10 protein-coding genes are annotated in these 16,203 nt (G+C 56.0%); 5 read left to right on the top strand and 5 right to left on the bottom strand.

Annotation, left to right across the window (positions count from 1 at the left end):
- Positions 1 to 198: 198 nt before the first annotated feature.
- Complete coding sequence (locus PG731_RS07030; protein WP_270773016.1) at positions 199 to 2,250, top strand: M13 family metallopeptidase; 2,052 nt, start codon at positions 199 to 201, stop codon at positions 2,248 to 2,250.
- Positions 2,251 to 2,433: 183 nt separating this feature from the next.
- Positions 2,434 to 4,989: an aminopeptidase N gene (gene pepN / locus PG731_RS07025; RefSeq protein WP_270773015.1), complete on the top strand. Its 2,556-nt coding sequence runs from the start codon at positions 2,434 to 2,436 to the stop codon at positions 4,987 to 4,989.
- 114 nt (positions 4,990 to 5,103) lie between these two features.
- On the opposite strand, the gene PG731_RS07020 is transcribed toward pepN, so the two are convergent.
- From PG731_RS07020 to PG731_RS07005, 4 genes are all read right to left on the bottom strand, one after another.
- Positions 5,104 to 5,943, bottom strand: a complete 840-nt coding sequence (locus tag PG731_RS07020) for a PRD domain-containing protein (protein WP_270773014.1) — start codon at positions 5,941 to 5,943, stop codon at positions 5,104 to 5,106.
- Positions 5,944 to 5,977: 34 nt separating this feature from the next.
- Positions 5,978 to 7,981 carry a glucose PTS transporter subunit IIA gene (locus tag PG731_RS07015; protein ID WP_270773058.1) on the bottom strand — a complete coding sequence of 668 codons (2,004 nt, stop codon included), beginning with the start codon at positions 7,979 to 7,981 and terminating at the stop codon, positions 5,978 to 5,980.
- Between the two features lie 275 nt (positions 7,982 to 8,256).
- Entirely contained in the window at positions 8,257 to 9,081 is an 825-nt protein-coding gene (locus tag PG731_RS07010) for a Sir2 family NAD-dependent protein deacetylase (protein WP_270773013.1), read from the bottom strand.
- Positions 9,082 to 9,222: 141 nt separating this feature from the next.
- Positions 9,223 to 10,548, bottom strand: coding sequence for an MFS transporter (locus PG731_RS07005; RefSeq protein WP_270773012.1), 1,326 nt, complete (start codon positions 10,546 to 10,548; stop codon positions 9,223 to 9,225).
- Positions 10,549 to 10,728: 180 nt separating this feature from the next.
- Between PG731_RS07005 and PG731_RS07000 the strand changes: the two genes are divergently transcribed.
- Both PG731_RS07000 and PG731_RS06995 read left to right on the top strand, forming a co-directional pair.
- Positions 10,729 to 12,024, top strand: coding sequence for an alpha-amylase family protein (locus tag PG731_RS07000; protein WP_270773011.1), 1,296 nt, complete (start codon positions 10,729 to 10,731; stop codon positions 12,022 to 12,024).
- 450 nt (positions 12,025 to 12,474) lie between these two features.
- Positions 12,475 to 14,424 (top strand): Eco57I restriction-modification methylase domain-containing protein, encoded by a 1,950-nt coding sequence (locus tag PG731_RS06995; protein WP_270773010.1) that lies wholly within the window; start codon positions 12,475 to 12,477, stop codon positions 14,422 to 14,424.
- Positions 14,425 to 14,692: 268 nt separating this feature from the next.
- On the opposite strand, the gene PG731_RS06990 is transcribed toward PG731_RS06995, so the two are convergent.
- Positions 14,693 to 14,980, bottom strand: coding sequence for an FGGY-family carbohydrate kinase (locus PG731_RS06990; protein WP_270773056.1), 288 nt, complete (start codon positions 14,978 to 14,980; stop codon positions 14,693 to 14,695).
- Between the two features lie 34 nt (positions 14,981 to 15,014).
- Here PG731_RS06990 and PG731_RS06985 point away from each other — a divergent pair, with 34 nt between their 5' ends.
- A complete protein-coding gene (locus tag PG731_RS06985; protein ID WP_270773009.1) occupies positions 15,015 to 15,899 on the top strand; it encodes a sugar-binding transcriptional regulator in 885 nt (294 codons plus the stop codon).
- The last annotated feature ends 304 nt before the right edge of the window (positions 15,900 to 16,203 follow it).

Raw genomic sequence — 16,203 nt, 5'->3', positions numbered from 1 at the left:
GCGTACCTCACTTTTCATTCGTAGAGAAATGCCGGAAACCTACGCTTTTCAGGTTTGAAATGACAGATTTTCACATAACGAATGATTCGGAATTCATGCTCAAATCGGCCAGGCAAGAGCTGAGGAGCGCATGACCCCTCCGACCGCTCCCCTGTTTTTGCACAGCGATACCTACAGGGGCTGCCATAAAGTTGGCGTATGAGCAAAAAGATTCTGGCGCGAGTCCTAGAGACCGCGAACATCGATCCAAACGTCCGCGCACAAGACGATTTTTATCGTCACGTCAATGGACGCTGGATTGCAACGCATGAAATCCCCGCTGACCGACCAATCGACGGCGCTTTCCACGCGTTGCGTGATCTTTCCGAAGAACGTGGTCGGGATATTTGTAACGATGCTGTTGCCGGCACTCTTGATGACACAGACGCCACTCTTATCGCGACCCTCTGGGGTGCATTTATGGATGAAAACGCGATCGAGGAAGCAGGCATTACTCCCCTGTTCCCCTTCTTCGAAGCCATCGATCACGTAACTACTCGCGAAGAACTTGACGAATTGACTGGCACGTTGATGTCCGGCGGCGCCGATTCCTTCTTTGGAGCCTACAGCGGTACGCATCCGCATGATTCCGATGCACGCATTATGACCTTTGTCCAAGGCGGAATAGGTCTTCCAGACGAGGCCTACTATCGCGAAGATTCATATGCACCAATCCGCGATGCCTACGTTTCTCACCTCGAGAAACTCGCATCGTTGGCCAGTATTGGTGAAAGCTCTGCCCGAGTTGCGCGCATGATTATGGATCTCGAAACGCGTTTTGCTTCGCATCACCGCAGTGCCGTGGATAACCGCAATCCCCTCCTATCTGATAACCAGATGGCGTGGCACGAATTTGTTGCCAGTGCGCCTGGGTTCAATTGGGATGCCTGGGCGCGCGGTCTGGGGTGGCAGATCGGGGACGAGGCTCAGATCAGCGTGTCCCAACCCGATTTCTTTGCCGGATCGGCGCAGATTTGGGGCCAGACTCCGATCGAGGATCTGAAGATCTGGTCAAAGCTCTCCGTACTGGATGCGCGGATTGGTCTGCTCTCTTCGGAGTTTGTCGAAGAAAACTTTGATTTCTATGGCCGTACCTTGTCAGGTACGCAGGAGCTGCGGCCGCGTTGGAAGCGCGCACTCGGCCTCGTTGAATCTGTTGCCGGCGAATCACTGGGGCGCATCTGGGTGTCACGACACTTCCCGCCGCAGTCCAAGGAGCGCATGGATCAGTTGGTCGAAGGGCTATTGAATGCCTACGGCGAAGCAATCACTGCATGTGACTGGATGGGTGAAGAGACAAAGAAGCGGGCTCTTGAAAAGCTCGCAACCTTCCGCCCGAAGATTGGGTATCCGCCGAAGTGGCGCGACATGTCGGGGCTCGTCATTGAACAGAGTGATTCTCTGGTTGATGCCGTGACAAAGGCCTACCAGTTCGAGACCGCGCGAGAACTACGTAAGCTCGATGAGCCAGTCGACCGCGACGAGTGGCTGATGACTCCGCAGACGGTAAACGCTTATTACCACCCCGCGATGAATGAAATCGTCTTCCCTGCTGCGATCCTGCAACCACCGTTCTTCGATCCCGAAGCTGACGACGCAGTGAACTTTGGTGCAATCGGCGCAGTTATCGGACACGAGATCGGGCACGGCTTCGATGATCAGGGCTCACGGTATGACGCTCAGGGCAACCTTGAAAACTGGTGGAGTGACATCGACCGCGAGCTCTTCGAGCAGATCACGGGCAAACTGGTCGAACAGTACGACGAGCTCACTCCCCTAGATTTGGCTCAACCTGCGGTCTATGACCTGGATGCCGGCGAAGATGCGCAGGTGGAGGAAGAGTCTTCACCTGTTCCGACGGTAAATGGTGCACTAACCCTGGGCGAGAATATTGGTGACCTTGCCGGTCTGACGATTGCATGGAATGCGTGGGTTGCCACGTTGAGTAAGCAAGGCTTGAGTATTGATTCTGCCCCGGTGATTGATGGTCTGAGCGGAGCCCAACGATTCTTCTACGCGTGGGCACGGGCGTGGCGAACCGCATCACGCCCAGAGTTTGCTCTGCAGATGCTGGCGATCGATCCTCACTCGCCCGCAGAGTTTAGATGCAATCAGATTGCACGCAATATGGATCAGTTCCACGAGGCCTTCAATGTATGTCAGGGCGATCACATGTGGCTTGATCCCTCACAGCGTGTTCACATCTGGTAAAACTCCGCTTCATTTCTACCGTGGCGAACAGCCATCGGCCTGGGACTATTCCCCGTTCACGACCGATCACTCTGGCAGGTCATGCTTGCTTGTTTCATTGCCAAATGTGCGTCAAAGGTCGTTCAGTGAAAAGATAGGCCCAAGCATTACTTTGTTTACGTTCCTCTGAATTGAAAGGGCATCATGCCGGGATTGAACCTCACCCGCGAAGAAGCAGCTGCACGCGCGGAGATCCTGTCCGTTCACCACTACGACATCACGCTGGATCTGACACGTGGCGCCACTGATTTTGGTTCCACGACGCGCATCGAGTTCGATGCGACCGCTGGCGCCTCAACCTTCGCTGACTTGGTTTCAAACAACGTCCGTTCGATTCGCCTGAATGGTCAGGAAATCCCCACCAAGGCTCACACTGACCACCGCATCGCGCTGGACGGTTTGGCTCAGCACAACGTTCTGGAAGTTGAAGCCGACTGCCAGTACATGCACACCGGCGAAGGCTTGCACCGTTTCACCGATCCGGCTGACGGCGAAGACTACTGCTACTCCCAATTTGAGGTTCCGGATGCCCGCCGCGTCTACACAACCTTCGAGCAGCCTGATCTGAAGGCAACCTTCACTCTGACCGTCAGCGCTCCCGCTGGCTGGCTGGTGTTCTCGAATGCTCCGACTCCTCAGCCCGAGGTTGATGGCACGACGTGGATCTACCGTTTCGCTGAGACTGAAAAGATGTCAACGTACATCACCGCGATTATTGCTGGCCCCTACAAAGGCGTTACCGATTCACTGGTGTCCTCTGACGGTCGCACGATTGATCTGGGTGTGTACTCTCGCGCGTCGCTGGTCGAGCACCTCGACGCTGATCGCATCATTGACACGACCCGCAAGGGCTTCGCTTTCTTCGAGAAGCAGTACGGCATCGCCTACCCTTTCACGAAGTACGATCAGATCTTCGTTCCTGAATACAACGCTGGCGCAATGGAGAACGCGGGCTGCGTAACCTTCCGCGATTCCTACGTGTTCCGTACTCGCCCGACTGCTGCTCAGCTTGAAACCCGAGCCAACACGATTCTTCACGAGCTCGCCCACATGTGGTTCGGCGACCTGGTGACGATGAAATGGTGGAATGACCTCTGGCTGAACGAATCCTTCGCTGAGTTCATGAGCCACCTGGCTCTCGCTGAGGGCACCGAGTTCACCGATGCATGGACAGGCTTCATGCTCCGCAAGGACTGGGGCTTGAAGCAGGATCAGCTGCCCACGACTCACCCGATTAAAGCTGAAATCCGTGACCTCGCAGACGTTGAGGTGAACTTCGATGGTATTACCTACGCAAAGGGTGCATCCGTTCTGCGTCAGCTGGTGTCCTACGTTGGCCGCGAAGGATTCTTCACCGGCCTGCACGAATACCTGACCGCTCATTCCTACGCGAACGCGACGCTCACCGACCTTCTGGGTGAACTCGAGAAGGCTTCAGGCCGCGACCTCAAGGCATGGTCGAAGGTCTGGCTGGAAGAAGCAGGCGTGACCCTGCTCCGCCCCGAAATCAACGTCGACGACAACGGCGTAATCTCTGAGCTCGCTGTTCTGCAGGAATCCTTCTCTGAAGGTTCCTCGTTACGCCCGCACCGCATGGCCGTCGCCGGCTACTCGGCCAGTGAAGATGGTTCTTTGAAACAGGTCTTCCGGCAAGAGCTCGATGTTGACGGCGCACGCACCGTTGTTCCTGCTGCCTCTGGCCTTGCTCGTCCCCAGCTGATTCTGCTGAACGACGGCGATCTGGCATACGCGAAGATCCGCATGGACACTGAGTCTCTCGAGTTCGCAACAAAGAACATTGCGTCGATCACCGATTCGCTGACCCGTGGCGTCATCATGGCATCTGCATGGGATATGACCCGCGATGGTGAGATGTCGGCACGCTCCTACTTGGATCTTGCTCTTGCGGCGATCCCGGGTGAGACGAATATGTCGATGCTCCAGCTGACAATCCGTCACATCGAAGAAGCAGTTCGTACCTTTGTTGCTCCGACCGAGCGTCAGGTTGCCCTCGAAAAAGTTGGTGGCGCGCTTCTGGATCTCGCTGTTGCAGCTGCTCCGGCATCGGACGAACAGAACATACTGATCCGCGCAGCCGCTCACGGTGCTACCACCGCCGAGCAAGGCGAGCAGCTCCGAGCAATCTTCGCAGGTGAAAAGGTTCTTGAAGGCCTCGATCTTGACCTTGATTGCCGTTGGGAACTGCTGATCGCGCTGGTTCGCCTGGGTCTTGCCGGCGAAGCAGAAATCGCGGCTCTCGAAGCTGAAGATGGCACGATGACCGGCCACCAGAACGCAGCATGTGCTCGCGCAGCCGTGGAAGACGCAACCGTCAAGCGCAACGTCTTCGACGCGGTCATGACGGATCTGTCGATCCCGAATGACACTCGCTGGGCTATGGTTTCCGGCTTCTGGACGCAGGCTCGCACGAACCCGGCTCTGTACACTCAGTTCGTTGCCGACTACTTCAACCTGATCGAACGCGTGTGGGCAGAGAACACATTCCACACCGCTGAGGACATCGCGATCCTCATGTTCCCGACCGACATTGCTGGCTACGCTGAAGGCGTGGACATCGTTGCTGCCGGTCAAGAGTGGATCGCTTCGCACACCGAGGTCTCCGCTGCTCTGGTTCGTATCATCCGCGAACGCGTTGACGTTGCCCGTCGCCAGATTGAAGCTCAGAAGGCTGACGCCTGATTCAGTTCTCTCAGCTGAAGGAAGGGGCCTCGAACCGTTACGGTTCGGGGCCCCTTCCACTCAGCACCTCGTGACGACTAGCGCAGAATACGTCGCCTCAGCTTCGTAGCATCGTCACTTAGCCGGAGTCGGCATCGACAAGCGTGCAAGATGAAGTGTCAGGTACGCGATCTCATCGGCCGACAAAGAAGAACCGAGTCTCAGCTCGACCAATTCTGCGATTGTCTTCGCACACGCGTTTTCTTTCGGATATGAGTCAACGATTGATTGAACGACTGCAAACATGTGGTGCTCGAGTTGCTCATCTTTGTTGATGCGCACGAAGAGATACCGCAGGTGGGTGATAAATCTGCCGACGCTGATCGAAGACGGATCGAGTTGCACGTCGAGCCCCTTGGCCGCGACATCGAGAATCTGTTGGATGACACCGGTCATCGTGTAGGTCCACGACAGGTCACCCGAAGCAAAACCGGCATTCACCAAATGGAGGCTGAATGCAGTGACCTCGACCTGAGGAAGAGTCACATCGGAAAGGGCATTGAGAGCCTCGACGAAGCGCTGTGCCTTTGCATACTCATCCGGGTAAAGGCTGACAACTTCGGCGGTAAGCGGATACTCAATGACTTGACCAATCCGTGCTCGTGCCAAAGCAAAACCAAGGTGGTCAGCGAGTGAAAGAACCAGGATGACGCTCGCAGTATCTTCGATTCGGGCTTCCCGCATGGCTGAAAGAACCATCTGGATGTGCTCCGGTGGGATTTCAGCGAGGAGTTGGCCAATATGGTCCGGATCTCGGCCGTCGGATGGAACGAAGATCTTCACGATCTTGGATTCGTCGACCGTTTGTCCTGGTTTTGTTTGAAAACCGAGACCGCGCCCAGTGAGAATCACTTCAACGCCATCGTGACGGCGTGCGAGCACAACATTATTGTTGAACACGCGGAGTAGTTCCACGGGTGATCCTCCTTTCTGGGCGCGACTTCGGTGTTCAGTGCTGGACGTCGATGACGGGTGTACCGGCTGTAACGGTTTCTCCCACGATCGGGGTCACTGCCGTCATGATCTTTGTATTCGTTACAGTCATCAGCGTAGTGGTCGAGTATCCAGCTTGTTCAACCTTTGCAAAGTCCACGATCGCAAGGACATCCCCGATCTCAACTCGTTGCTTCTTTTCGACTTTAACGTCGAAACCATTGCCATCCATCGCAACGGTGTCGATTCCAATATGAACGAGGATTTCTACACCGTCATCAGTTTTGATTCCGAAGGCGTGCCCAGTCTTGGCGACCGTAGCAAGTGTGCCTGCGACTGGCGCGTAGATAGTGTCTGAAGTGGGAAGGATTGCGACTCCTGCACCAAGCGCACCCGAAGCAAAGACCTTGTCGCCAGATTCGTCGAGCGGGATAACTCGCCCTGAAACGGGTGCATACACCGCGGTGGCGGCTTCTGCGTCTGCAACGGGAACAGGTGTCGTGTCTTCCTCTTCGATCGAGGGGGCAACGCTCGTGGCAGGTGCGACAAGCGCGGCCTTTTGCTCGGCGGTGCGATAGTCGAAAACTGAAACCAGAGCAAAAGCGGTGGAGAAGGCAATCGCAACTGCGATGGCGTAAATCCACATAGGTGAGAACACTGGGATTGTGAGTAGCGAGGTGAAGGCGAAGGCGCCCGTGGTCACGCCTCCCGAAGTGAGGCCAAGGATTGCGATAGTCAGACCACCGGAAAAACATCCGATGAGCATGAGCGGGTAGATCCTCTTGAAACGCAGGTGGATACCGTAGAGCGAAGGCTCAGAGATGCCACCGAGAAGGCCGGCCGCCAGTGCACCGGTTGCGGTCTGGCGCATCTGAACGTCCTTGTCACGGATGGAAAGGAAGAGCACACCGGCGGTTGCACCGAAGCAGGCAAAGTTCCATGCCCCCATCGGCCCCTGGATGAAGTCGTAGCCGAGAGTCTGGATGTTGACCAGCATAAGTGCGTTGAGTGGCCAGTGAAGACCGAGCGGAACGAGGAACGGGTAGACCATCGGGATAATGAGCGCGAAGACGAAGGGGGCGTGCGTGTTCATCCAAGCGAGGCCGACGCCGAGGCCGTTACCGAGCCAGACGCCCATCGGGCCAATGAGGAACGCGGTAACGGGAATCATGACGGCCATCGAGATAAACGGGACGAAGACCATCTGAAGGTTCGTCGGAATCGCTTTCTTAAGCCCGCGGTAGAGGAGTGCGAGAACGGCGACCATGATGAGCGGGACGAAGACGTTGCCGCCGTAGTCGTTGAGCTGGAGCGGCAGGCCGAAGATGTGGGCCGTGCAATTCTGCGTCTCGAGGAGCTGGTTCGTCGTGCAGGTAAGGTCGGGGAACCGGTCCTTGTTCGACAGGGAAAGAAACTCCGGGGTGAGGAGAGCACCCATAACGGTCGCACCGAGCCACGGGTCAATGTCGAGCTTCTTCGCCGCGTTGTAGGCGACCATAATGGGAAGGAAGTAGAAGACCGCGCGCCACAGGGCGTCGACGAAGACCCAGGAGGCGGGCTTGTCGGCGGCACGGAAGTCGACGATGCCGAGGGCGTCGAGGACGGCGGCGAACGCAATGATGAGCGAGGCGCCGAGCAAGACGCCAAGGATCGGACGGAACGAGTCGGAGAGGTACTCGAAGAAGGAGTCGAGCCAGGCGACCTTGCCGCGCGCCTTCGAGCGGGCGGCAGCCTTGACCTCAGCGTCGGTCATGACGGCTCCGGCGCCCATTCCGGGCAGAGATTGCATGGCCGCGAAAACGCCAGCGACGGCGCCTCCAATAACGACCTGATAGCGGTCCCCACTCTGGGGGACAACTCCAAGAACGCCCTCGGTCGCGTCGAGCGCATTGGCATCAACCTTGGATGCGTCAACGAGTTCAAAACGTAGGCGCGTGGCACAGTGCGTGAGGCTGGTGATGTTGCCTGCGCCTCCGACCCCTTGAAGTACTGCCTCGGCGATCTGCTTGTCGGTGGACATCTCCATCCGTCCCCTTTCCCGGTTCTTCAATGAACCGCTTTGGTTGTGAGTCTTTCTCAGGGCAACAAAAAAGACCTGGGCGCACGAATAAACGCGTTCCCAGGTCTTGCCTCTGACGAGTAACAACCCTGCGATGCCGACCAGATGATCGGCGCTCATGGTCAGTGTAGGCGTTCAACGAGAAAACAAACAATGGCACAACCTATGTCGCCTGTCACACTTCTGCTGTTCTTCAACCGCGCACAACGTGGGCAACCTGCCACGTCTCGACCTGTTCAGCTGGTGAGCGCAGTAGCAATCTGAGGTAGTACCTCAGACGTGCCTCCCTCAATTCGGACGTCGGCGAAGCGATCCACGGCTGTTCCTCCCCTGTTCACCACGATCAGGGAAGCGCCTGCGCGCATGGCCTCGTGAACCACCCACAAACCGGTGGAGACGGCGAGTGACGTGCCCGCGACCAACACAACATTGCACGACGCGGCCATGTCGAGGGATGGGCCGAACGCGGACTCGGGAAGGCCTTCGCCGAACATGACGATGGACGGCTTCAGCATTCCGCCACAGCGTTCGCAGTACGCGGGAGTGAACGTGCAGACTTCGGCTAAGTCGCGACGGGCATCGGGGGTGATGTCGACGTGTGCGGGATCGGTTTCTTCGACGAGGTCCGGATTCAACGCACGCAACCGCACGGACAATGCTGCGCGGGACGTAACGGAGCCACAGCTCAGGCATTCAACCGTGTCGTAGCGTCCGTGGAGCTCCCAGACGTTACGCGTTCCAGCGCGCGCGTCCAGCCGGTCGACATTCTGCGTGGAGACACCCAGCAGATGCCCGGATGCTTCCATCGTGGCAAGTGCCCGGTGCCCATCGTTGGGCTGGCAGTTTTCGAGGATTTTCCACGTCGCTTCATTGCGATACCAGAGCCAGCGATACCACACCGGGTCGGACGTAAACATGTCGACATCAACCGGGGTTGTGGGGGTTGAGCCGGTGCCTCGATAATCCGGCAAGGACGAGTCGGTGGACATTCCCGCACCAGTCACCGCCAGAATTCGACCACCGCGCGCAATGTCGATTGCTTCTTCGACGCTTCCTTGCATCGTAATTCCTCCCCGCGAACACTTTTCTCCGTTGTACCACCATCAGGACTGGCGCGTTGGTGCGTTATAAGCTTGGGCGGATGCGAATGCCAGCCACTTTTGCGTCTTTCGGCCACCGTTCAAGTACGAGGCCGCCTGCTCTTACACTTCATCGTCGACGAATACGGGGGCGGAGGCTCGCATGCCAATGATGCCCATCAAGAGAGCCATGATCATCAGGAAGATCAGAACAGGAGTAGTCGAAGCGGTTGCTTGAAGCACCATGCCGACAATGATCGGGCCGAATGCTGCAACGATATATGCACCAGGCTGAGCCATACCCGACAGGCGCGCACTCATCGATGCAGTGCGAGCGCGCGCAGGGATCAGAGTGACGCAGAGCGGGAACATGAAGCCACCGATCGACAGCAGCGTCACCCACAGCCAGGGAGAGAAAGTTGGAGCAAGCAAAAGGCCGAGATAACCGGAAGCGGTCAGCACCCCGAAGAGCAGAGAGACAAGCGGCAGGTTCTTCACCGAGTCAACGATCTTCGGCATAATCAAGCCACCGACAAGTGCCCACAGGTTGATGGCTGCAACCATCGCGGCTGCGCTTGTTCGGTCGACTCCCAGCATTGCGAGAATCGTTGGAAGCTGCCCAAATTGAACGTAGGCATTCAAAGATTGAAGTCCGAATGCAACCATCAACGCCACGGCGGTTGGTGATCTCATCAGGCTCCGTCCCTTGGTAGCCAAGGGCGATGACAACTGGGCGGCCTCGTCCCCTGTCAGTGGCGTAGAAGACTCAGGTACTGGCGCTAAAGACTGGGCGACCGGCGGAGTATCTCGACCGACGCTCTTCCAGGCGAGAAGCCAGACGAGCACTGCCAACAGTGCCCACGGCGCCCAGATGAACAGCGCGGTTCGCCAGCCGGATGAATCAGGCCCCCCAATCGGCGCGCCGAGGAACGAACCCATCGCTCCACCCAGCGGGAGAACGCCACCGTAGACCGTCAGAAGCAGAACCGTGCGACCAGCTTTATGCAGTTTGATCCACGCTGGCACGATGACATTACCGACGGCGGGGCCAGCAAGTCCAGCAACACTGAGCAGGAGGAACGCCCAGAAGTTCGACACGAATGGACGCACACCCAAGCCGAAGGTTGTCACGGCCATTGCGACGGTTACGATGCACGTCAGTCCGAAGCGCTTTGACAGTGGAACTGCCAGTACACCAACGAGAGCAAAAACAATACACGGCAACGCTGAGAGCAGACCGACCGCCATCGCTCCCACTCCAAAAGTGGATTGGACACCAGTCAGGACAGGCCCGAGCGATGTTGCTCCGGCGCGCATCGAGGGTGAGATCGCGAGGACCGTAACCAGCGCCATCACGGTCGACAGTGTGGAAACGCGTCGGGGCTTCACATCAGTCGACGAAGCTACACCTTCGGGGCTGGCGGTCATGTCGCGCTCAGGAGAACTCATACATCCACGGTCGCATCGTGCGTCGTGGACGCGCAAACTGATCCGCGATTGCTTGGTCACAGTCGCACCCTTGAAGTTCAGCGTGCGCACAATCAAGTCACGCCTGCACCCGCACTGTCCGTTTGCGCTCCACCTTGTGTTCCACCTCGATTCGCCTGTGTCACGGGCTAAAGTTTGCCTATGACTCAAAGCGTTTCACCCTCTGATCGCACGCCCGGCGCAGATTCCATTTGGTGGCACGTGTACCCGCTGGGAGCGTGTGGCGCGCCGATTCGCGACGGCGATCGGACACAGGTTCCGCGCCTGCGAATGTTGATCAACTGGTTGGATTATGCCGCTGAGCTTGGTACGACGGGACTGCTACTCGGCCCGATCTTTGATTCGGCGACGCACGGATACGACACGCTCGACTATTTGTGCATCGATCCGCGTCTGGGCAGTGTCGAAGACTTCGACGCACTGGTTGAGGCATGCCATGCTCACGGAATGAACATCATGCTCGACGGCGTATTTTCGCACGTCAGTGACCAGTATCAGCCTCTGCGTGCGGTTCTTGAAGCTGGCAAGGATCCCGTTTCCGGAACGCTCAATTCTCCCGATGCTCCCCTATTCCACATCGATTGGGAGTCCGACGGTGGCCCCTACCCCTGGTTCTTCGAAGGGAACCCAGACCTCGTGCGCTTCGACCACACGAACGCGCGCGTCAAGGATTTCGTTCAGCAGGTAATGGAGTATTGGTGTGCCCGCGGCATCGATGGGTGGCGACTTGATGCTGCATATTCCGTTCCAACTGAGTTCTGGGCAGACGTGTGCGACCGAGTCCGGGCCTCGTACCCCGATACTTTCTTCCTCGGCGAAGTCATTCACGGTGACTACCCCGCGTTCGTTAGGGATTCCCACGTTGATACGGTCACGCAATACGAATTGTGGAAGGCAATTTGGTCGTCGATCACGGATAAGAATTTCTTTGAGCTCGATTGGACGCTGAAACGCCACGGTGAATTCTTGGAGACGATCATTGCGCAAACGTTCGTGGGCAATCACGACACGACGCGCATCTCGTCTCTGCTTGGCGCCGATGGCGGACTAGTGGCGCAGGCGATCATCATGACGCTGGGTGGCACCCCGTCGATCTACTACGGCGATGAGCAGGGATTCACGGGGGTGAAGGAAGACCGCCAGTTCGGCGATGACGCGGTGCGTCCTCCCCTGCCCGCTTCTCCCGGCGAATTGCTGGGGTTTGGGCACGCGACCTACGAGGCATTGAGTTCGCTGGTCTGGCTACGTAGAAAGCGTCCGTGGCTGACCCGCGCGCTAACAACAACCGTCGCTGTCGCCAACACGAGCTACTCCTACCGCTCATGCGCCCCAGACGATGATTCCACCTTCGTGGATGTCCAGTTGTCGATTGACGAGGCCGGAACCGCTCACGCCCTCATCCTGGACGAGGCCGGGCACACACTCTGGCAGAAGTAACTGTTCTTAATCCCAAGGATTGACGAGCTCCACACCGCACCCCTGAAAATCCTTGGCGTTCGAAGTTGCAAGAACTGCCCACGCGTCACGCAAATAGACACAATCTGGGCGTCAAGAACAGTGATCGGCTGCCCCAGCGCGTTCCGACGGGTGACAACATGGGAGTACTCGATCGCAGCTGCCGAATCGAAATTAAAGATCAGAAGCGATCTGCTGCCGAGACAATCAAGAGCACTCACAGTGCGGGATGTGGCCAAAGAATGACATCGCTAGCAACGCTGGATGTTGTCACAACGGTGACCAGCAGAAAGATTCCGGAGAAGAGCGAGACCAATCGTTGGATCATGATGTCTCTTCGCAACAACGTTGAGAAGAGGATAGGTGGTTCGCGTAAGTATCTCGGGCGGTAGCCTTATGAGGGAAGTCCCGTCCAATTCGTGAGGTGATCCGATGCAACGCTCGCAGGCTCGTGACCTGTCCGTGCGTTTCGCTGATCTACTGCCACTTTTACTTCGAGATTATGCGACTTCCACTGACGCGGATACACCTGCTGGCGCCGACGGTAGCAATACTGGTGTCTTCTCGCGCAATGATACTGGCGTCTTCTCGCGCAATATTGTGTGGGCGACTCAAGACTATGAGGATCTGGGAATCCATGCTGATCAGCAGATCACGCTTGATGTTTTGAACGCGAATCCTAGCTTGATTGCTCAGCGCACAACGAAAGCGCGTGACGCTCAGGCTGTTCGGACGAAAGAACGCGCTGAGATTTTCACTCCAGCGTGGCTGGTGAACTTTCAAAATGATGTCGTAGATCATGCGTGGTCTGCCGGCCACGAGCCTTATGATGATGCGATCCCTGATGCGTCGGCCGGTATAGTGCGTCCGCTTCGACCAACGCTTCCCGCCTTCGATGACGTGTCTGGCAAAGCGTGGGAAAACTACGTGGATCGCCGTGTACTTGAAGTCGCGTGTGGCGAGGCTCCGTATTTGACCAGCCGGTACGATGCTACGACAGGTGAACTGCTTGCTCTTGGCGGGCGCGTTGGGTTTTTTGACCGCAAGTTGGCCGCTATTCCGATTTCTTTGGGTGACGAGGCCGCAACGCTTAATTGGGCGTTGCGCGCATTGAGGGCGACCTTCGGATTCGAGCTTCAGGGTGATTCTTTGTTGCTTGCGCGCCTGAATCTTCTGGCTTCGTTTGATGAAGCAACATCGGCTCTACTTGGGCGGTCTCTTATCGCAGACGAACTGACCGAAGCAGCTCATGTCATTGCCCGAAACGTCTGGCAGATGGATGGGCTGACGTTGAAGTCTCCGTCTGGGGTGGATGTTGTTCTTCCTGTTGACTTCTTTGATGTTACGGTCGCCAATCCGCCGTATCAGAAGGCGATGGCTGGCACTAGCGATCGTCAGATTTACCCGGACTTCATGGATTTTGCATTTAGAGTGTCTCCTCTAGCGTGTTTCGTGACGCCGGCTCGCTTCTTATTTAATGCTGGAAAAACTTCGAAGAAGTGGAATCGTCAGGTTCTTTCAGATCCGCATGTGAGCGTGTCTTTGTTTGAGGCGGATAGTCGACGCGTTTTTCCCGTTGTTGAGGTGAAGGGCGGGATCGCTGTCACTCTGCGGGATACGAACGTTTCTTTGGCCCCGATCGGCTCCTTCATTCCTGACCATGAGTTGCGTTCGATTGTTGCTCGAGTTCATGCGATCACTGACAATTTTCTTGATCAGATTGTGTTTGCTCCCGAGAGCTACCGGTTCACTTCGGTGTTGCATGTCGAGTATCCGCAGGCGATTGAACGTGTTTCTGCGGGGCATTCGTTTGATGTGACGACGAATTGTTTTGATGTGTTGCCTGAGGTTTTTCACGATGTTGCCCACAGGGGAATGATCGGAGTGCTTGGCCGGCAGAATAATCGTCGGCTTGTGAAGTTTATTGATCGTCGTTACGTGCACGATCATCCGAATTTGAATGCGTGGAAGGTTGCGCTGGCGAAGTCGAATGGCGCGGGCAAGTTGGGTGAGGTTCTTGCTCCTCCTGTTCTGTTGTCCCCTGGTTTCGCTCATACGCAGTCATTCATTTCTATCGGTGCGTTTGGGACACGTAAGGAAGCTGAAGAACTAGCGACGTTTTTGCATACGAAGTTCGCGAGGCTTCTTCTTGGGTCTTTGAAGGTGACGCAGGATAACAAGCGCGCGGTGTGGGCGAATGTGCCGAACTTGGTGAGCAAGGCCCCGGCTGATTTGAGCATCGATTGGGAGTCTTTAGTTCCAGTGATTGATTCGCAGTTGGCTGATTTCTTTGGTCTGTCTAAAGCCGAAAAAGCTTTCGTGAACGAGCGGGCTCAGGAGATGCCTGTTCGTACTTTGGTATATGAGGGCTTACTCGAATGAATATCTGAATTTTGCGCTGCTTCTCACACAACTCACAATCTATCGACGCTAGGCGCCGACCTTCTTAGGCTAACGACAACCATGTAGAAACCGATTGGCAAGACGTTATTAAGAGGTGTGGCAACAACCTACAGAAATACGCACGCGATAACCCAGGCGACTGACTACACCATCGTTGAACGCGTAATGCCTATACACTTATTCCTCCAAGGACGCGCAGTCGCATAAAGATCTGCTTTGGCGAAGCGTAAGGCTTCAAAACATCTGATCAAGAACGCAGATGCGCGGTTGAAGCCGCGTAGTCACACACTGAAATGTAGCGATCGCGGACTTCATCCCAAGACAGGTGCCCCTGAGGATTCACCGTTGCCAAAACTGACGGCTGTTGATCACGCGCCACGATGACCACGTCACCCGTCGTAATCGCAGACAACGCTTGAATACAGGCCCCTCGTGCTGTCGCTTCAGGCTCACGAATCACATCGATAGGCCGCCCCAGCAGATCAGCGATGATCTGCGTATAGGCAGCCGATCGTGCACCACCGCCTACAGCAATCGCGCGCCGCTTCTACTTTGACGATGTCAGTAAAATGCAGATCGGAAATGAGTTTGGCATTTCGCGTTTTCGCGTTGCCCGCCTGCTCGAAAAAGCCCGCGCCATTGGCATGGTCAGAATCGAAATCTCAAACGTTGGCGTCAACATTGATGATCTAGCTCAGCTTCTTGCTCGCCATCTCCATCTTGACCATGTCTGTCTTGTTGAAGCTAACCGAAATGTTGTAACCGAAAGAGATACTCTGGCGCGTCAAGCAGCCAAGTATCTCTCCACAAATATTCGACCGAACGACCGCATCGGTTTTTCTTGGGGTCGTACTTTGATGCCTATCGCCCGTTATCTTGGGCCTCTTCCCCCATCAGAGTTTGTTCAAATTACAGGAGTAATTGGTGACGATCCTTCAAAGTCTCCAATCACTTTGATCGGACAGATCAGTCAGCAATCTGGCGTTGAAGGGCGAATGCTTATCGCTCCCCTGTTCAGTTCTTCAGCTGAAACGGCGAAGGTTCAGAGGAAAGAACCAGCTGTTGCTCGCATCCTTGAGCTCTTCGATGACATTGACATCGCAGTCTTATCTGTCGGCGCTTGGGATTCGCGCGTTACCCAGCTTGAGCAATTGCTTCCTCAGAGCGACATTGAAGTCTTGGATCAGCGTGGTGCGGTGGCCGATTCCAGTGGCGTTTTCTTTGATGCCGACGGCAACTACCTCAATCTCCCCCTGAACGATCGCCGTATTTCCATAACCGTCGAGCAAATCTTGAAGGTCCCTAACGTCCTGATGGTTGCTGGCGGAACACAAAAGACAGAAGCAATCCACGCCGTGTGTCGTTCAGGGATCCCAACTGCTCTTGTTACTACCGCGGAAGTTGCGCAAGAACTCCTTACTCTCCCCGCGATTTCGAAGGGCAAGTATCGCTGACTCCCAGCCAAAACAAAACCCGGACTGCGAAGCAGTCCGGGTGGTTGTTACGGGATTGCTGGTATTGATACAAAGGTGAGGGTTATGGAGACTAAGCAAATATGCCTGTTTTCCCTTGTTATCAAGCCAAAGTGGGGATTCTATACTTGCTCTAACGCGCCTTGTGTCAGCGCCGAATTTAACGCCTGAAAACACTTACCCGAAAAAGCCGAAAACCTTGCGCGCATCTATGCGCGCAAACCCCACTTTTGCGAAATGGTTAGGCTTTTGCGAAAATGTCGTTTCCAAAATGGCAAGCGTGCTG

The organism is Pauljensenia sp. OF14-1SRA, from assembly GCF_027694595.1.
Lineage (GTDB): Bacteria > Actinomycetota > Actinomycetes > Actinomycetales > Actinomycetaceae > Pauljensenia > Pauljensenia turicensis_B.
The sequence above is the reverse complement of the archived record's forward strand: the minus strand, read 5'-3'. Positions and strand labels throughout refer to the sequence as shown.

Bases quoted from the DNA above. Each gene is read 5' to 3' on its own strand.
- PG731_RS07030 (WP_270773016.1), top strand. From the start codon at position 199: ATGAGCAAAAAGATTCTGGCGCGAGTCCTAGAGACCGCGAACATCGAT.
- pepN (WP_270773015.1), top strand. From the start codon at position 2,434: ATGCCGGGATTGAACCTCACCCGCGAAGAAGCAGCTGCACGCGCGGAG.
- PG731_RS07015 (WP_270773058.1), bottom strand. From the start codon at position 7,981: ATGTCCACCGACAAGCAGATCGCCGAGGCAGTACTTCAAGGGGTCGGA.
- PG731_RS07010 (WP_270773013.1), bottom strand. From the start codon at position 9,081: ATGCAAGGAAGCGTCGAAGAAGCAATCGACATTGCGCGCGGTGGTCGA.
- PG731_RS07005 (WP_270773012.1), bottom strand. From the start codon at position 10,548: ATGAGTTCTCCTGAGCGCGACATGACCGCCAGCCCCGAAGGTGTAGCT.
- PG731_RS07000 (WP_270773011.1), top strand. From the start codon at position 10,729: ATGACTCAAAGCGTTTCACCCTCTGATCGCACGCCCGGCGCAGATTCC.
- PG731_RS06995 (WP_270773010.1), top strand. From the start codon at position 12,475: ATGCAACGCTCGCAGGCTCGTGACCTGTCCGTGCGTTTCGCTGATCTA.
- PG731_RS06985 (WP_270773009.1), top strand. From the start codon at position 15,015: ATGCAGATCGGAAATGAGTTTGGCATTTCGCGTTTTCGCGTTGCCCGC.